This window comes from Geobacillus sp. 46C-IIa, from assembly GCF_014679505.1.
Taxonomy (GTDB): Bacteria; Bacillota; Bacilli; order Bacillales; family Anoxybacillaceae; genus Geobacillus.
The window spans coordinates 613996-631168 of record NZ_CP061474.1 but is presented as its reverse complement, the minus strand read 5'-3'; the positions used below and the strand labels follow the sequence as shown (position 1 = coordinate 631168).

Sequence of the window (17173 nt, the reverse complement as noted above, 5' to 3'; positions counted from 1 at the left end):
TGCCGCCTACCGTTGGCAGTTCGGGCAATAGTGCGTGCCGCGGCCGGCGACGACCGTTTTTTCAATCGGGGTTCCGCACTGTTTGCACGGTTCCCCTTTGCGGCCGTAGACGAACAAGCTATGCTGAAACGTGCCGGCTTCCCCTTGCGTGTTGGCGTACGTTCGCACCGTGCTTCCCCCTTTCATGACCGCCTCGCCGATCGTTGCGACCATCTGTTCATGCAGCCGCTTGATTTCTTCGTCCGTCAGCGAAGCGGCCGACCGTTCGGGAAGAATGCCGGCGCGAAACAGCGATTCATCAACGTAAATGTTGCCAAACCCAGCGACGACCGTTTGGTCAAGCAACAACGCCTTCACGGTCCGCTTCGTTTTCGCAGCCCGTTCCGCCAACACGGCCGGGGAAAACGCCGGGGATAGCGGCTCCGGCCCCAACTGATCAAGCGGCGGCCGGCGGTCGCCCTCCTCCTTCGCGTACACATGCATCGTTCCGAACTTGCGCACATCGCGGTAACGGAGTTCGCTGCCGTCCGTGAAGCGGAACACGACGTGCGTATGCGCATCAAGCGGTTCATGTGCGCCGGCGACGGTGTAACGCCCTTCCATGCGCAAATGGGAAACGAGCATATCACGGTCAAGCAAAAACTTCAAAAATTTCCCACGCCGATCGATGCCGCGCACCGCCTGTCCGACAAGCCTTGCGGCAAACGCCTTCGGATCTTGCGGATGGCGGATAATGTTCGGCCAAAAAACATGGACATCTGTAATCGTTTTGCCAACAACAAGCGGCAACAGCGTGCGGCGGATCGTTTCCACTTCCGGCAATTCCGGCATCACGCCCCCTCCTTTCTTTTTGCTCGTTTGCCTGTACACTCATGAATATGCAAGGCTTCTTCCTTGCCGTCCACCGGCGTCCGGACTCGGGCAAGGACGGTTCTCTTGATTGGCGCCGACTCGGCATCTTTCCATATTGACCTCAGCCCGGCTTTGGGAAGCCTTTTTTCGATTAGCGGCAGCCTGCGCGCATCACCGGTTGGCGCCCGGGCACATACACCTCATTTGGCGTCATACCATGTCGGGCCGTAATGATAATCGACTTTCAGCGGCACGCGGAGCTCGACCGCCTGCTCCATCACCTCCGGAACGAGCTGGCATAGCCGCTCCATTTCCTCTTTTGGCGCTTCCAAAATGAGCTCGTCATGCACTTGCAGCAACAGGCGCGCCTGCAGCCGCTCTTCTTTCAGCCGCGCTGCTAAATCGATCATCGCCTTTTTAATAATGTCAGCGGCGCTTCCTTGAATCGGCGTGTTCATCGCCGTCCGCTCAGCAAAGCTGCGGACGTTGAAGTTGCGGCTTGTAATATCAGGCAAATAACGGCGCCGGTGCAACAGCGTCGTTACATATCCTTTCTGTTTCGCTTCTTGCACAATGGTTTCCATATACCGCTTCACGCCCGGAAAGCTGGCAAAGTAACGTTCAATAAATTCGGCGGCTTCTTTGCGCGTAATGTTCAAATTTTGCGCCAGTCCATAATCGCTGATTCCGTAAACGATGCCGAAATTCACCGCCTTTGCCTGACGGCGCATAGTGGCCGTGACTTCCTCTTCGCTCACATGGAAGATGTCCATCGCCGTTTTTGTATGAATATCCAAATCGCGCCGGAACGCTTCGATTAAATTGTCGTCATCGGCGATATGGGCGAGGACGCGCAGTTCGATTTGCGAGTAATCGGCGGCGAAAATGAGCCAGCCCGGCTCTGACGGGACGAACGCCTGGCGGATTTTCCGCCCTTCTTCGAGACGAATCGGGATGTTTTGCAAGTTCGGCTCGGCCGAGCTGAGCCGCCCGGTTTGCGTCAGCGCTTGGTTGAACATCGTATGCACTTTGCCCGTATCATGGTGCACGACTTTCAACAATCCTTCGATATACGTCGACTGCAGCTTGCCAAGCTGGCGGTAATGCAAAATGTTTTCGACGATTTCATGGTGGGGCGCGAGCTTCTCAAGCACATCGGCCGAGGTCGAATAGCCCGTTTTCGTTTTCTTCAGCACCGGCAGCTGCAGCTTTTCAAATAAAATGATCCCGAGCTGTTTTGGCGAGTTGATGTTAAACTCTTGACCAGCCAGCTCATAAATGCGCTGCTCGACGGCACCTAGCTGCTCGGCGAGCTCGGAACCCATCTGCTCAAGCCGCTTTGTATCCACTTTTACTCCAGTAAACTCCATTTCAGCCAAAATGGTTGCCAGCGGCTGTTCGAGCTTTATTAACAACTCGTCTTGCTCGTTGCTTCGCAATTCGTCCAGAAACGGCCGTTCCAGCGCCCAAATGGCCGCCGCTTTGCGGACGAGATGCTCAGCAAGCGTCGGCTCGTCGGGCAGCGACCGCTTGGCGCCTTTGCCATAGACCGCTTCATCCGGCCGCACCGCTTCATATTGTTTCATTTTCGCCACCGCAGCAACATCGCCGGCATCTTGAGCCGGGTTGAGCAAATAGGCAGCGAGCAATAAGTCAAAGGCGACGCCGCGCAGTTCAATTCCTTTCCACTTTAAGGCAACTGAAGCCCGCTTGGCGTCAAACATGCTTTTTTTCTTTGTCTCATCGGCAAGCCATGCCACAAATTGCGGATCCGCAAGCGCCATCTCCGCACGCAGGAAAAAACGCCCGTGCTCGTTCACTAGCGCGATTCCGACAATCGGGGCATCGTGATAGTTTTCTTCCATCACCTCAACGACAAGCGCCGCCTTGTCGGCAAGCATCTCGTCAGTGATGCCGTCAGCGGCGACAAACTCCATCTCCATAAGCGGCGTCTCGTCTTCTGCTGTCGGCGCATCCATTTTTTCCAAAAACGACTGAAACCCGAGCTCTTTAAATAACGCGATCACTTTTTCCCGGTCTTGGCCTTCGTAGATGATGTCATCGAGCGACAGCTCAACCGGGGCGTCGCGGCGAATGGCCGCCAGCTGTTTGCTTAAGAGCGCCAAATCCCGGTACTGGCGCAAGTTTTCTTTCAGCTTTTCCCCTTTGATCTCATCGATCGATGCGAGCACGTTTTCGACCGTGCCAAATTGCTTCAGCAGCTTGACCGCTGTTTTTTCCCCGATGCCCGGAACGCCAGGGATGTTGTCCGACTTATCGCCCATCAGCCCTTTTAAATCGACAATTTGCTCCGGAGTCAAGCCGTATTTCTCCTCGACGGTTTCCGGCGTGTACGGCTCGATATCGGTGATCCCTTTTTTCGTAATATCGACCGTCACATGAGGGGAGGCGAGCTGGGTTAAATCGCGGTCGCCGGAAATGACTTTCACTTCAAACCCTTCCTGCTCAGCGCGGGCGGCAAGCGTCCCGATAATATCGTCCGCTTCATAACGGTCGAGTTCATAGGCGGGGATACGGTACGCGTTTAACAGCTCGCGCAACAGCGGAAACTGCTCGGACAGTTCCGGAGGGGTCTGCTGCCGCCCGCCTTTATACTCTTGAAACGTTTCATGGCGAAACGTCGTTTTTCCGGCGTCAAACGCCACCAGCAAGTGGGTCGGCCGTTCTTCGGCCAACATTTTGTTCAACATCATCGTAAACCCGTAAACTGCATTCGTATGAATGCCTTTGTCGTTATGCAAAAGCGGCAAGGCGAAAAAGGCGCGGTACGCCACGCTGTTGCCGTCAATTAAAACGAGTTTTTTCTTCAATCTCATCCCTCCTCGAACGCTCCTTGTTCTATTGTACCATGCCGGCGGCCCGCCATAAAAAAAGAAGCCGGCTACCGCTCCGGCTTTGGAAAATGAATCGTAAACACGGTGCCGCGCCCGACTTCGCTCGCTACCGTAATATGGCCGTGATGAGCCTCCACCAAATGTTTGACGATTGAAAGACCTAACCCCGTTCCGCCGGAATCGCGGCTGCGCGCCTTGTCAACGCGGTAAAAACGCTCAAAAATGCGGGGAATTTCCTTCTCTTCGATGCCAATGCCCGTATCTTTTACCCGAATGAGCACTTCCCGCTCGTTTTCTTCCGCTTCGACGGCCACTTGCCCATGTTCCGGCGTATAAGCGATGGCGTTTGCGAGCAAGTTGAGCAAAATTTGCTTCAGCCGATTTCGGTCGCCGCGGATGACAAGCCATGGCGGCGCTTCGGCGCGCAAGTCGATTTGTTTTTCCTCCGCCTTTTGACGAAACACGGCCACCGCCTCGGCCGTCACTTCGGCGACGTTAACGTCATCGAGCAGCAGCTGAAATCCGTGCTGCTCAATTTTCGACAAATCGAGCAGCTCTTCAACGAGCGTTTGCAGCCGCTCGCTTTCCTTTAAAATAATCGTCAAAAAGTGCTCTAGCGCCTCTTCGTCTTTCATCGCCCCGTCAAGCAGCGTCTCGGCGAACCCTTTAATGGAGGTGACCGGCGTTTTCAGCTCGTGTGAAACGTTGGCGACAAAGTCTTTGCGAATTTGCTCGAGCCGCTTCAATTCGGTAATGTCATGGAACACTGCGACGATCCCTTTCCATTCGGCATTCGTCCCGATAATCGGGGCGCCGTACACGTCGAAATGCTTCCGTTCAATGCCGATCGTCAACCGCATGTGCCGGCGCATCGCTGTTTCGGTGATAAAAATATCATCAATCAATTTGACAATGTCGCGGTGTGGCAGCACATCGGCATACGGACGGTACAAACAAGCGGACGGCTCAAGATGAAAATACGTTTGGAACGCGCGGTTGATCAAATGGATATGCCCGCGGTGGTCGATAAACAACAAGCCGCTGCCGACGTTTTCGATGAGCGTATGGAGCCGGTCGGTTTGGATTTCCCGCGCCCGGCTCATTTCCTGCAAGTTGCGGGCAAGCCGGTTGATGGAGCGGACAAGCATGCCGGCTTCTTTATATTCGCCATCAGGCACCCGAGCGGCATAATTGCCTTTTTCGAGCTCAAACGCCACTTTGGTCGCCGCCTCAATCGGCCCCATATATTGGTTGGCGATCTTCCAGCCGAGAGCAACGATAACGACGAGCGCCATGCCAAGGCTGCTGATGAGCACGCCCCAAATTTGCTGGTTCACTTTTTTCAGCGAACTCGTCGGCGTGCTTAAAATGACATATCCGCCCCGCTCGCCGCCGCGCCCATACGGAGCAATATAGTAGTACACGTCGTTCGCTTTCTCGATCACCGAAAAGCGGGGAAACTGCTTTTTATGCAAAATGGTGCGGATGATGCGCTCGTGGTCTTCGTCGCTGATCGCCGCGATGCGCCCGCTGTCAAACCGCAGCCGCTCTTGGCGATCGAGCACCGTGATGCGCGACGACAGCTCATCCCCCATTTCCTGCAAGTCCGCGCGAATTTGCTCAAGCGGCTCATTTTCAAGCAAAATGGCGAGCGCTTTCGCTTCTTTTTCCATCCGCTTGTTCATCGTCTCGGCATAAAAGTCCTTGAGCACTTGTCCAAGCAAAAGGCCAAGGGCGATCAAGACGGTGACAATGAGCGTTACGAGCCAAAACAGAAGCCGGGTGCGGAAGCTATTCATGCCGCTTCGGCTCCTCCAATTTGTAGCCGAGGCCGCGCACCGTTTTAATGTACGCCGGTTTTTTCGTATCTTCCTCAATTTTCTCGCGCAAATGGCTGATATGGACGTCAACAATGCGCGTATCGCCGGCAAAGTCGTAGTTCCAGACCGCGCTGAGCAATTGATCGCGCGTCAACACCCGCCCTTTATGCCGCGCCAAGTGAAGAAGCAGCTCAAATTCTTTTGGCGTCAGCTCAAGCGTCTTGCCGCCGATCGCCGCTTCGTATCGCTCCGGGAAAATCTCCAGCTCGCCGATGGCGATCCGTTCGCCCGATTCGGCCGCCGCGGGGACAAACTCGGTGCGGCGCAAAATCGCCTTCACACGCGCGACGACTTCGCGCGGGCTGAACGGTTTCGTCATGTAATCATCCGCGCCAAGCTCAAGGCCGAGCACTTTGTCAAATTCATCATCCCGCGCCGTCAACATTAAAATCGGCGTCATGATTTGCTGCTGGCGAAGCTGTTTGCACACTTCGACACCGTCAAGCTTTGGCAGCATCAAGTCCAAAATGATCAGCGCCGGCTGCTCAGACGCCACCTTGACAAGCGCCTCTTCGCCGTCGTAGGCGACAGCGACTTGAAAACCGGCTTTCTCCAAATTGTAAGACAAAAGCGTCACAATCGGCTGCTCATCATCGACAACTAAAATTTTTTTTCCCATGCTATGCCTCCATCCCGTCCAATATCTCTCGTTTTTATCATACCATAATTCGTGCTTTAACTCGTCAAAAAATGAAAGAGGCTGTTCTTTCGACGGTCGGCTTACCCGCGAAGAACAGCCTCTAACCTTTTGTTTGCCGTTTTCGGAGAGGACAATGATCGTTTTGTCAACAAGGGACGAGACTGCCCTAGAAAGACAGTCCCGATCAGCCTCGTTTTCTCTTTCTGTCAAAAATTCTCTAACACGCGGCCGTCAAAGCGCGGCAGCGCATGCGGCGGACAGACGGACAGCGTTCCGTCAAGCACCGTCTCCTCACCGCGTGTCGCCGCCACGGTCAATGTGACACAGTGACCCGCCTCGTCGACCTCTGCCACTTCTAGCAAAAATTCGAGCGTTTCATAATGGTAGACCGGGCGGAGAAAGCGAAGATCTTGACGCGTAATGTAGCTTCCTGGACCCGGCAAATATTTGGAGACTGCTGACGTGATCATCCCCGCCAGCATGACGGACGGGACGATCGGCTTCCCGAGCGGTGTCTGTGAAGCGTAGTCATGCTGAATGTAAAGCGGATTCGCATCATCGGTCAGCCCGAGATAAAGAAGCAAATCTTTATCTTCGATAGCCGCCTGGAAGACAAGCTTTTCTCCGGGTTGAATTTCCCCGATCGTTCTCCCTAGCTTCCGTTTTTTTAACACGTTCCCACCCCTTTGTATAGAAAACGCTTTCAAAGAGAAGGCGCAAAAATTCGGGACAACGCCCGAATTTTTGCTTTATCGTTATTCTAACACGCGCATGACGTTTTTGACCGACTCGACCGACTTGGCGAGCGCCGCTTTTTCGTCCTCGGTCAGCTCAAGCTCGATCACTTTCTCGATGCCGTTGCCGCCAAGGATCGTCGGCACGCCCAAATAAATGCCTTCATAGCCGTATTCGCCTTCGAGGTAGGCGATCGCCGGCAAAATGCGGCGTTGGTCTTTCAAAATCGCCTCGACCATTTCAACAAGCGAGGCAGCCGGCGCATAGTAGGCGCTGCCGTTGCCAAGCAGGTTGACGATTTCACCGCCGCCTTTGCGCGTCCGCTCAACGATGGCGTCAAGACGGTCTTTTGGAATCAACGTTTCGAGCGGAATGCCGCCGGCATATGAGTAGCGGACAAGCGGCACCATGTCATCGCCATGGCCGCCCAGCACAAACCCGGTGACGTCTTTTACTGAAACGTTCAGCTCTTGGGCGACGAACGTCCGGAAGCGCGCCGTATCGAGGACGCCCGATTGGCCGATGACGCGGTTTTTCGGGAATCCCGACTCCTTAAAGACCGTATACGTCATCGCATCGACGGGATTCGTCAAGACAATGATGTAGCAGTTTGGCGAGTATTTGACGACTTCTTTCGTCACCTGTTTCATAATTTTTTGGTTTGTCGTCACTAAGTCGTCACGGCTCATTCCCGGCTTGCGGGCGATGCCGGCCGTAATGACGACGATGTCGGAATCCGCCGTGTCGGCGTAATCCGATGTGCCGACAATGTTCGCGTCAAAGCCGAGCACCGGGCTCGACTCGAGCATATCGAGCGCTTTCCCTTTCGTCGGATTCTCAAGCTGTGGAATGTCGACAAGCACGATGTCGCCAAGCTCTTTTTGCGCCAAAAGGAACGCCGTCGTCGCCCCCGTAAATCCGGCGCCAATGACCGAGATTTTTTTCCGTTTCATCGCCATCGTTTGCCATCCCTTTCATTAAAGGTTAGTCCATATTGCGGATGAGCGCATCAGCAAACTCGGAACATTTCACTTCGGTTGCCCCTTCCATCAGGCGGGCAAAATCGTACGTTACAACTTTGGACGCAATCGTTTTTTCCATGGCTTGAATAATCAATTTAGCCGCTTCATTCCAGCCGAGATGCTCAAACATCATGACGCCGGACAAAATGACGGACGACGGATTGACTTTGTCAAGCCCCGCATATTTCGGCGCCGTTCCGTGCGTCGCTTCGAAAATGGCATGTCCGGTTTCATAGTTGATGTTCGCCCCCGGCGCGATGCCGATGCCGCCGACTTGGGCCGCGAGCGCGTCGGAAATGTAGTCGCCGTTTAAGTTCATTGTCGCGATGACATCAAACTCGCGCGGGCGGGTCAAAATTTGCTGCAGGAAGATGTCGGCGATGGCGTCTTTAATGATGATTTTGCCGTTCGCTTCCGCGTCCGCCAGCGCTTTGTTCGCCGCTTCTTTTCCTTCCGCTTCAACGATGCGGTCGTATTGCGCCCATGTGAACACTTTATCGCCGAACTCTTGTTCAGCCAGCTCGTAGCCCCAGTTTTTAAACGCCCCTTCGGTGAACTTCATAATGTTCCCTTTATGGACGAGCGTGACCGATTTGCGGCCGTGTTCGATCGCATAGTTGATCGCCGCGCGCACGAGCCGCTTCGTTCCCTCTTCAGAAATCGGCTTGATGCCGATGCCGGACGTTTCCGGGAAGCGGATTTTGCGCACACCCATTTCGTTTTGCAAAAAGTCGATCACTTTTTTCACTTCCGGCGTGCCTTTCGCATACTCGATGCCGGCGTAAATGTCTTCCGTGTTTTCGCGGAAAATAACCATGTCGGTATCTTCCGGCCGTTTGACCGGCGACGGAACGCCTTGGAAGTAGCGGACCGGGCGGAGGCAGACGAACAAGTCGAGCTCTTGGCGGAGCGCCACGTTCAGCGAGCGGATGCCGCCGCCGACCGGAGTCGTCAACGGCCCTTTAATGGCGATTATGTATTCGCGGATCGTCTCAAGCGTTTCATCTGGAAGCCAGCTGCCCGTCAGTTTATACGCCTTTTCACCGGCGAGCACTTCCTTCCAGACGATTTTCTTCTCGCCTTTGTACGCTTTTTCCACCGCTGCTTCGAGCACGCGCGAAGCAGCTGCCCAAATGTCTGGGCCGGTTCCGTCCCCTTCAATGAACGGAATGATCGGATTGTTTGGAACGTTGAGCACACCATTGGTGACAGTAATTTTTTCCCCTTGCGTCACGAGTAAAACCCCCAATGCCATTTTTTATTGAAAAGGCGTGAAGGGCTTGCCTTCACCGCCTTGTCCACTTGTTTAGCCGCGGTGTTCGATCGGAACGTACACCTGCTTGCCCGGGCCGGTGTATTCCGCGCGCGGACGAATGAGACGGTTGTTGTCGTATTGCTCTAAAATATGGGCCAGCCATCCCGATGTCCGGCTCACGGCAAAAATCGGCGTAAATAAATCATGATCGATTCCTAAACAATGGTAAACCGAGGCGGAATAAAAGTCAACGTTCGGCGGCAACGCTTTTTCCGATGTGACGATCTCTTCAATTTTCGTCGACATTTCATACCAGTGCGGTTCACCGACTAGCTTCGTCAGCTTTTCCGACATTTTTTTCAAATGCTTGGCGCGCGGATCGCCTTTCCGGTAGACGCGGTGGCCAAAGCCCATGATTTTCTCTTTGTTGGCCAGTTTTCCGCGGATGTACGGCTCAACGTTATCGACCGTGCCGATTTCCGTCAACATTTTCATGACCGCTTCGTTCGCCCCGCCGTGAAGCGGCCCTTTTAACGCACCGATCGCAGCGGTGATGCCGGAATAAATGTCTGACAGCGTCGCCACGCAGACGCGCGCCGTGAACGTCGACGCGTTCAGCTCATGGTCCGCATGAAGCACGAGCGCCTTGTTGAACGCCTCCTCCGCAATCTCGTTCGGCTCCTCACCGGTGAGCATGTACAAGAAATTGGCGGCAAAGCTTAAATCTTTGCGCGGCGCAACCGGTTCCAATCCTTTGCGCACGCGGGCGAATGCGGTGACGATCGTCGGGATTTTCGCCTGCAGGCGAATCGCTTTCCGATAGTTTGCCTCTTTCGTCATGACGTCCGCCTCTTCATCATAGAGGCCGAGAAGCGAGATCGCCGTGCGCAACGCCGCCATCGGGTGCACTTGATCGATCGGATATAATTTAAAATGCTCAATGATTTCGTTCGGAATGGCCGCATTTTCAGCAAGCTGCTGTTTCAGCTCAGCCAGCTGCTCTTTTGTCGGCAGCACCCGATGCCAGAGCAAATAAATGACCTCTTCGAAGGAAGCGTTTTCTGCTAAATCGTCAATGTCATAGCCGACATACGTCAATGTATCGTCGATGATCGAGCTGATGCTTGAGGTCGTTGCCACAACCCCTTCTAAACCGCGGGTTACCGTCATATGAATCTCCCCTTTTCTTCATAATTCCTGCCTTGCCGCTGGGCGGCTGGTGAGCGCTTGCTCGAAATGGATGCAAAAACAAATCCGCACACGAAAGTGCTTACATTGCCGCATCGGCTGCCGCCCTGCTGCGGCAGCGTGCGTGTTGCTTGACCCGAAAACTTGCTTACGCCTATTATTATAAACAATTATCAGACTTTTGTGAATGGGAATGCATCCATTTGGCAAAAGATTATTACACAGGAATAACGATTCTCGCCCCAGCTTCAAAAATATTCTACCATTTTTATGACCGTATAGGCAATGCCTGCGCCTATTAACGGCCCGACGGCTACCCCGTGAAACAGCGATACGGCAATGACCGTGCCGAGCACGAGCGCCGCCGTGATGTGCGGATCATTGGCCAAAAGCGTCACGCCGCCTTTGGCAATTAACGCCACAAAAACGCCGGATAAGAGCGCAATCCAGGCCGCCATGGACTGCAGCGAGCCGATGAGCTGCTTAAAACCGATCTCTCCCGCGGCGATCGGTGCCAGCACCGCAATCGTAATGACCGTAACCCCCCAGTTGATTCCTTTCGACTGAATGGCTGTCAGCAACCGCCCATCCAACCCGAACAACTTGATGGCCAGCAACACCACAATGGCGATGATGAGCGACTGATTTTTCGCCAACATCCCGATCACTAACAACACAAGCAGAAATAGCACTGGTTCGTTCACGATCGTCCGCCCTTTCCTCTGAAACTTGTCTTTTTGCTTCTTCGTAAAGAAACATGTAATATATCAGTATGGAGAACCGTTGGGGGTGAAACATTGTCCCGAGTCTATGTCGACCGTTTTTTGCGCTTGCTCATTGTCATCGCCGCCGTTGTGTTCGGCGCCATTGCCGTCTACTATGTCTCGGCGGTGACGTACCCGTTTATTATTGCCTTTTTTATCGCTCTTTTCATCAATCCGCTCGTCGATTTTTTGGAGCGAAAGGCGAAAATGCCGCGCTGGCTCGCCGTCAGCATTACGTTGATCGTCCTGTTTGCCGCCGTTGCTGGCATTGTGACGCTGTTAATTGCCGAAATCGTTTCCGGAACGCAATACTTGGCCGACGTTGTGCCGGAAAAATTCCAGGCGCTCATCACGTATATGGAGTCGTTTGCCGCCAATCAGCTCATCCCGCTCTATCAAGACTTGGCCGTCTTGTTTAAAAGCTTAAACGCCAACCAGCAAGATACGATCATGCAAAACATCCAGGCGGTCGGGGCGCAAATCGCGACGACGGTCGGCGAATTTATCCAGCGCGTGCTGCAAAACATTCCACAGCTTCTTGCCTGGCTGCCGAACGCGGCGACAGTTTTTATTTTTTCGCTGCTCGCGACATTTTTCATCAGCAAAGACTGGCATCGCCTTATGCGGATGGTGCAGCAATGGCTGCCGGCGAAAGCCCGCGCGAGCGGAAAAACGGTGTTTCTTGACTTGAAGCGGGCGCTGTTTGGCTTTATTAAAGCGCAGGCGACGCTCATTTCGATTACGACGGTCATCGTGCTGATCGGCTTGCTTATTTTGCGCGTCGATTACGCCATTACGATCGCCTTGATCATCGGGTTCGTTGATATTTTGCCCTACTTAGGGACGGGGATTGTGTTTGTTCCTTGGATCATTTACGCGGCGGTCAGCGGCGACATCCCGTTTGCGATCGGGCTCGGCGTGTTGTATATCGTCGTTCTCGTCCAACGGCAAATTATGGAGCCGAAAGTGCTCTCCTCATCGATCGGCCTTGACCCGCTCGCGACGCTCATCGCCTTGTTTGTCGGCTTCAAGCTGCTCGGCTTTCTCGGACTGATCGCCGGTCCGGTCGCGCTCGTCATTATCCGCACGCTCCATAGCGCCAACGTCTTTCGCGACATTTGGCGCTTTATCATCGGCAAGCCGGTCTCATAAAAACAGCCTTGGCTTATGGCCAAGGCTGTTTTCGTTGGTCGACAACCGCATTACAAGACGCTCGCATGGCCGCGATAGACAGCGCCAAACCCGCCGTCGACGGTAATTTCCTGCCCGTCTTTAAACAAACTTGTCGCGTTGGTCACCCCGACGACGACCGGAATGCCAAGGCTTAAGCCGACAACCGCAGCATGGCTTGTCAGCCCGCCTTCCTCCGTAATGATCGCCGCCGCCTTTTCGATCGCCGGCATCATGTCGGCATCGGTGCTGATCGTAACTAAAATGCCGCCGTCGACCATTTTTTGCCGCGCTTCTTCCGCTGTTTTCGCCACAACAGCCTTGCCGAACGCCGATTTGCGGCCGATGCCTTGCCCTTTGGCGAGAAGATCGCTGATGACGTGCACTTTCATTAAGTTCGTCGAACCGGTTTCCCCGACCGGCACGCCGGCCGTGATGACGACCAAGTCTCCATGCTTCACCAAGCCGGAACGCACCGCCGCATCGACGGCCACATCCAACATTTCATCCGTCGTGTTCACATGCGGCGCTTCTTTCGTATAGACGCCCCAGACGAGAGCCAACCGGCGCGATACCGCCTCGTTTGAAGTGACGGCGATAATCGGCGCTTTCGGGCGGTATTTTGCCACCATTTGCGGCGTTTTTCCGCTCACCGTCGGCGTGACGATCGCGGCGACATCCAAATTCAACGCCGTATGGGCGACCGACTGCCCGATGGCATCAGTAATCGTCGTCGCGCTTTCTTTTGTACGCTGGGACAAAATGTCGCGGTGCTCAAGCGCCTGTTCGGTGCGGAGCGCGATTTGGTGCATCGTTCTGACCGCTTCGACGGGGTAGTGGCCGGCCGCTGTTTCCCCGGAAAGCATGACAGCGTCCGTGCCGTCAAAAATGGCGTTGGCGACGTCGCTTGCTTCCGCCCGCGTCGGCCGCGGATTGCGCTGCATCGAATCGAGCATTTGCGTCGCCGTAATGACCGGCTTGCCGAGCATATTGCACTTTTTGATCAACAGCTTTTGGATGAGCGGCACTTCTTCAGCCGGGATTTCGACGCCTAAATCCCCGCGGGCCACCATCAGGCCGTCGGCCGCTTCTAAAATTTCGTCGATGTTGGCGACGCCTTCTTCATTTTCAATTTTGGCGATAATTTGAATATGGAGGGCATCGTGCGCCTCAAGCAGCTCGCGAATTTCGAGCACATCGGACGCCCGGCGCACGAACGAAGCGGCGATAAAGTCGATTCCTTGGCGGATGCCAAACAAAATGTCAGCACGGTCTTTCTCGGTAATCCCCGGCAAGTTGACGCGCACGCCCGGGACGTTGACCCCTTTTTTGTTTTTCAGCACACCGCCGTTTAAAACGGTCGTCACGATTTCTCCGGCTTGTTTGTCGACCGCATTGACCTCAAGGCCGATCAGCCCGTCGTCGAGCAAAATTTTCGAACCGACGGATACATCGTCAATCAATCCCGGATAAGTGATCGAGATTTTTTCCGGCGTGCCGAGCACTTCGCTCATCGAAATGACGAGCTTCGCCCCTTCTTTCAGTTCAATCGCGCCGTTTTCCATATTGTGCGTCCGGATTTCCGGACCTTTCGTATCGAGCAAAATGGCGACCGTTTTGCCCGTCCGCTCCGCCGCCTCGCGAATGTTGGCAATGCGCCGTCCATGCTCCTCGTGATCGCCGTGTGAAAAGTTCAGACGGGCCACGTTCATTCCCGCTTCAATTAGCTGTACGAGCTTGTCCACGCTTTCACTTGCCGGCCCAATGGTACAGACGATTTTCGTTTTCCGCTTCATCGTTTCTTCTTCCTTTCCCCTCGGGAATTAGATGGACAGTTCTTTTGACAGTAGATACATCCGCTGATCGATCGTATGTTTCTGGCTCAACGCTTCGGCAATGTCATGGTCGACAAGCTGGTTGTTTTGGATGCCGACGCAGCGGCCCCCTTTTCCTTCGAGCAGCAACTCGACCGCACGGGCGCCAAGACGGCTCGCTAAGACGCGGTCAAACGCGGTCGGCGACCCGCCGCGCTGCACATGCCCTAAAACGGTGACGCGCGTTTCAAACCCGGTCGCCTCTTGAATTTGCCGGCCGAAGTCAACGCCGCTGCCAACCCCTTCGGCGACGATGATGATGCTATGTTTTTTGCCGCGCTCATGGCCGCGTTTCAAGCGGGCGATGACGTCGTTCATATCATAGTCCGCTTCCGGAATTAAAATCGTTTCCGCCCCGCCGGCAAGGCCGGACCATAAGGCGATGTCGCCGGCATGGCGGCCCATGACTTCGATGACGTACGTCCGTTCGTGCGAGGTGGCCGTATCGCGGATTTTGTCAATGGCATCAATGACGGTATTCAACGCCGTATCAAAGCCGATCGTAAAATCCGTGCCCGGAATGTCGTTATCAATCGTCCCCGGCACGCCGACGCACGGGAAGCCATGTTCAGTCAGTTTTTTCGCCCCTTGGTACGAACCGTCGCCGCCGATGACGACGAGCCCTTCAATGCCGTGCTTTTTCAGCTGTTCAATCCCTTTTTTCTGCCCTTCCTCCGTCTTAAACTCCGGACAGCGGGCCGTATAGAGCATCGTGCCGCCGCGGTGGATAATATCGCCGACATCGCCGACTTCCAGCTTTTTGATGTTGCCGGCGATCAGCCCTGCATAGCCATGGTAGACGCCGTACACTTCCACGCCGTGGTAAATCGCCTTGCGGACGACGGCACGAATGGCGGCGTTCATCCCCGGCGAGTCGCCGCCGCTTGTCAATACACCAATCCGTTTCATGATTTTCCACCTCATTTACGTCAAATTCAACACGTCCGACCTCATACGTCTGTCGCTCTTGAACATTCCTAATGTACCATGAACCACTACGGAACACAATATCGAAGCCTTCGCTGAAACGGCTTACACGAACAAGTTTTTCTGAACAGAACAAAGCTGTCCCACAGAAGGAGACAGCTTTTTCCTTATCTTGCCCGAATCGTCTCTTGTAAAAACGAGACTTGACCCATTTGTTTAAATTTTTCGTAGCGCTGTTCCACGAGCGCCTCGCCGTCGAGCGCCAGCAGCTGCTTAAGCGAAGCGCGCAGCACGCGGTCGATTTCTTTCGCCTGCTCGTCGGCATTGCGGTGGGCGCCGCCTTTCACTTCCGGAATGATTTCATCAATGACGCCGAGCGTCTTTAAGTCATGAGCGGTAATTTTCATCGTTTCCGCCGCCCGCTGCGCCAATGATGCATCTTTCCATAAGATGGCCGCCGCCCCTTCCGGCGAAATGACCGAGTACGTAGAGTTTTCGAGCATATGAATATGGTTGCCGACACCAAGCGCCAGCGCCCCGCCGCTTCCGCCTTCGCCGATGACGATGCAGACGACCGGCACCGTCAGTCCCGCCATTTCAAACAAGTTGCGGGCGATCGCTTCGCTTTGGCCGCGCTCTTCGGCCGCTTTGCCCGGATAGGCGCCTTTTGTATCAATAAAGCAAATGATCGGACGGGAAAACTTTTCCGCCTGCTTCATCAGCCGGAGCGCCTTCCGGTAGCCTTCCGGGTGCGGCATGCCAAAGTTGCGGCGCAAGTTTTCTTTCGTATCTTTGCCACGCTGGTGGCCAATGACTGTCACCGGCAGCCCATCATAATCGGCGATGCCGCCGACGATCGCCTCATCATCGCCAAAGCAGCGGTCGCCATGGCATTCGAGAAAGTTCGTAAACAGCCGCTCAATATAATCAAGCGTCGTCGGCCGCTGCGGATGGCGGGCGATTTGTACGCGGTCCCACGGCGTCAAGTTCGCATACACTTCGTTCTCAAGCTTGGCGAGCCGCGCCTCCAGTTTCTCGATTTCCGCCGACAAATCGACGTCCGCCGTTTTCATAAACTCTTTCAGCTCTTGAATTTTGCGGCGCAGCTCAACAAGCGGCTTTTCAAATTCTAATTCCGCCACCATCCCGATTCCCCTCCTCCCGCATGAATTGCGAACACAATCGCGAGCTTCTCTTTGAGCTCATGGCGGTGAATGACGGCATCCAGCTGGCCGTGCTTTAACAAAAACTCCGCCGTCTGGAAATCTTCCGGCAGCTCTTCGCGCACCGTCTGCTCGATGACGCGGCGGCCGGCAAAACCGATGAGCGCCCCGGGTTCAGCGAAGTTGTAATCGCCAAGCGAGGCGAAACTTGCCGACACGCCGCCCGTCGTCGGATGGGTCATAACGGAAATAAACAAGCCGCCGTCATTGCTGAATCGTTTGAGCGCGGCGCTCGTTTTGGCCATTTGCATCAGGCTTAGCACTCCTTCTTGCATGCGGGCGCCGCCGGAAGCGGTAAAAATGAGAAACGGCATCCGTTGTTCGCGCGCCCGCTCGACGGCGCGGGCGATTTTTTCGCCGACAACGGAGCCCATGCTGCCCATGCGGAACGACGAGTCCATCACCGCGATGACGAGCGGATGGCCTTCAAGCGTCCCTTCACCGGTAACGACCGCCTCATTTAGCCCTGATTTGCGCCGGTCTTCTTCCAACTTTTCGCTGTAGCCGGGAAACCCAAGCGGGTTGACCGACACCATGCCGGCATCATACTCGCGGAAGCTGCCGTCATCAAGCACGCTGGCAATCCGTTCGCGCGCCGGCATCGGATGATGGTAGCCGCAGCTTAAACAAACGCGCAAGTTTTTCACTAATTCTTTTGTATACATAATTTTTTTACATTGCGGACATTTCGTCATCACGCCTTCGGGCACTTCGGGCCTCACCTGCTCGGAAGGGAGTGCCGCATATTTTTTCTTTTTTATAAACAAATCTTTCCACATGAGGGAGCC

At 54.6% G+C, this 17173-nt stretch carries 14 protein-coding genes; 1 reads left to right on the top strand and 13 read right to left on the bottom strand.

From position 1 onward, the window contains the following. Positions 1-6 precede the first annotated feature (6 nt). The 9 genes from mutM to IC803_RS03180 all read right to left on the bottom strand — a co-directional run bounded on the left by mutM (position 7) and on the right by IC803_RS03180 (position 11131). Positions 7-831: a DNA-formamidopyrimidine glycosylase gene (gene mutM, locus IC803_RS03220; protein ID WP_081208262.1), complete on the bottom strand. Its 825-nt coding sequence runs from the start codon at positions 829-831 to the stop codon at positions 7-9. A 221-nt stretch (positions 832-1052) separates the two neighbouring features. Then, positions 1053-3689, bottom strand: a complete 2637-nt coding sequence (gene polA, locus IC803_RS03215) for a DNA polymerase I (protein WP_081208260.1) — start codon at positions 3687-3689, stop codon at positions 1053-1055. A gap of 65 nt (positions 3690-3754) precedes the next feature. Continuing rightward, entirely contained in the window at positions 3755-5506 is a 1752-nt protein-coding gene (pnpS, locus tag IC803_RS03210) for a two-component system histidine kinase PnpS (RefSeq protein ID WP_081208258.1), read from the bottom strand. Continuing rightward, a complete protein-coding gene (locus tag IC803_RS03205; RefSeq protein WP_081208256.1) occupies positions 5499-6206 on the bottom strand; it encodes a response regulator transcription factor in 708 nt (235 codons plus the stop codon). Before IC803_RS03205 ends, pnpS begins: the two co-directional genes overlap by 8 nt. 227 nt (positions 6207-6433) lie before the next feature. Continuing rightward, on the bottom strand, positions 6434-6901 hold the full coding sequence (locus IC803_RS03200) for a MaoC/PaaZ C-terminal domain-containing protein (RefSeq protein WP_081208248.1): 468 nt from the start codon (positions 6899-6901) through the stop codon (positions 6434-6436). An 81-nt stretch (positions 6902-6982) separates the two neighbouring features. Then, positions 6983-7921, bottom strand: coding sequence for a malate dehydrogenase (gene mdh / locus IC803_RS03195; RefSeq protein WP_081208246.1), 939 nt, complete (start codon positions 7919-7921; stop codon positions 6983-6985). Between the two features lie 25 nt (positions 7922-7946). Continuing rightward, positions 7947-9218 (bottom strand): NADP-dependent isocitrate dehydrogenase, encoded by a 1272-nt coding sequence (icd, locus tag IC803_RS03190; RefSeq protein WP_063165038.1) that lies wholly within the window; start codon positions 9216-9218, stop codon positions 7947-7949. Positions 9219-9290: 72 nt separating this feature from the next. Then, complete coding sequence (gene citZ, locus IC803_RS03185) at positions 9291-10409, bottom strand: citrate synthase (RefSeq protein ID WP_081208244.1); 1119 nt, start codon at positions 10407-10409, stop codon at positions 9291-9293. Between the two features lie 266 nt (positions 10410-10675). Continuing rightward, positions 10676-11131 (bottom strand): DUF441 domain-containing protein, encoded by a 456-nt coding sequence (locus tag IC803_RS03180; protein WP_081208242.1) that lies wholly within the window; start codon positions 11129-11131, stop codon positions 10676-10678. Positions 11132-11224: 93 nt separating this feature from the next. Between IC803_RS03180 and ytvI the strand changes: the two genes are divergently transcribed. Continuing rightward, positions 11225-12343 (top strand): sporulation integral membrane protein YtvI, encoded by a 1119-nt coding sequence (gene ytvI / locus IC803_RS03175; RefSeq protein WP_081208240.1) that lies wholly within the window; start codon positions 11225-11227, stop codon positions 12341-12343. A gap of 50 nt (positions 12344-12393) precedes the next feature. On the opposite strand, the gene pyk is transcribed toward ytvI, so the two are convergent. From pyk to accD, 4 genes are all read right to left on the bottom strand, one after another. Continuing rightward, on the bottom strand, positions 12394-14157 hold the full coding sequence (pyk, locus tag IC803_RS03170; protein WP_081208238.1) for a pyruvate kinase: 1764 nt from the start codon (positions 14155-14157) through the stop codon (positions 12394-12396). 27 nt (positions 14158-14184) lie between these two features. Beyond that, entirely contained in the window at positions 14185-15144 is a 960-nt protein-coding gene (gene pfkA / locus IC803_RS03165) for a 6-phosphofructokinase (RefSeq protein WP_063165033.1), read from the bottom strand. Between the two features lie 185 nt (positions 15145-15329). Next, positions 15330-16307 carry an acetyl-CoA carboxylase carboxyl transferase subunit alpha gene (gene accA, locus IC803_RS03160; RefSeq protein WP_063165032.1) on the bottom strand — a complete coding sequence of 326 codons (978 nt, stop codon included), beginning with the start codon at positions 16305-16307 and terminating at the stop codon, positions 15330-15332. Further along, entirely contained in the window at positions 16292-17164 is an 873-nt protein-coding gene (gene accD / locus IC803_RS03155; protein ID WP_081208236.1) for an acetyl-CoA carboxylase, carboxyltransferase subunit beta, read from the bottom strand. Before accD ends, accA begins: the two co-directional genes overlap by 16 nt. Positions 17165-17173: the final 9 nt, after the last annotated feature.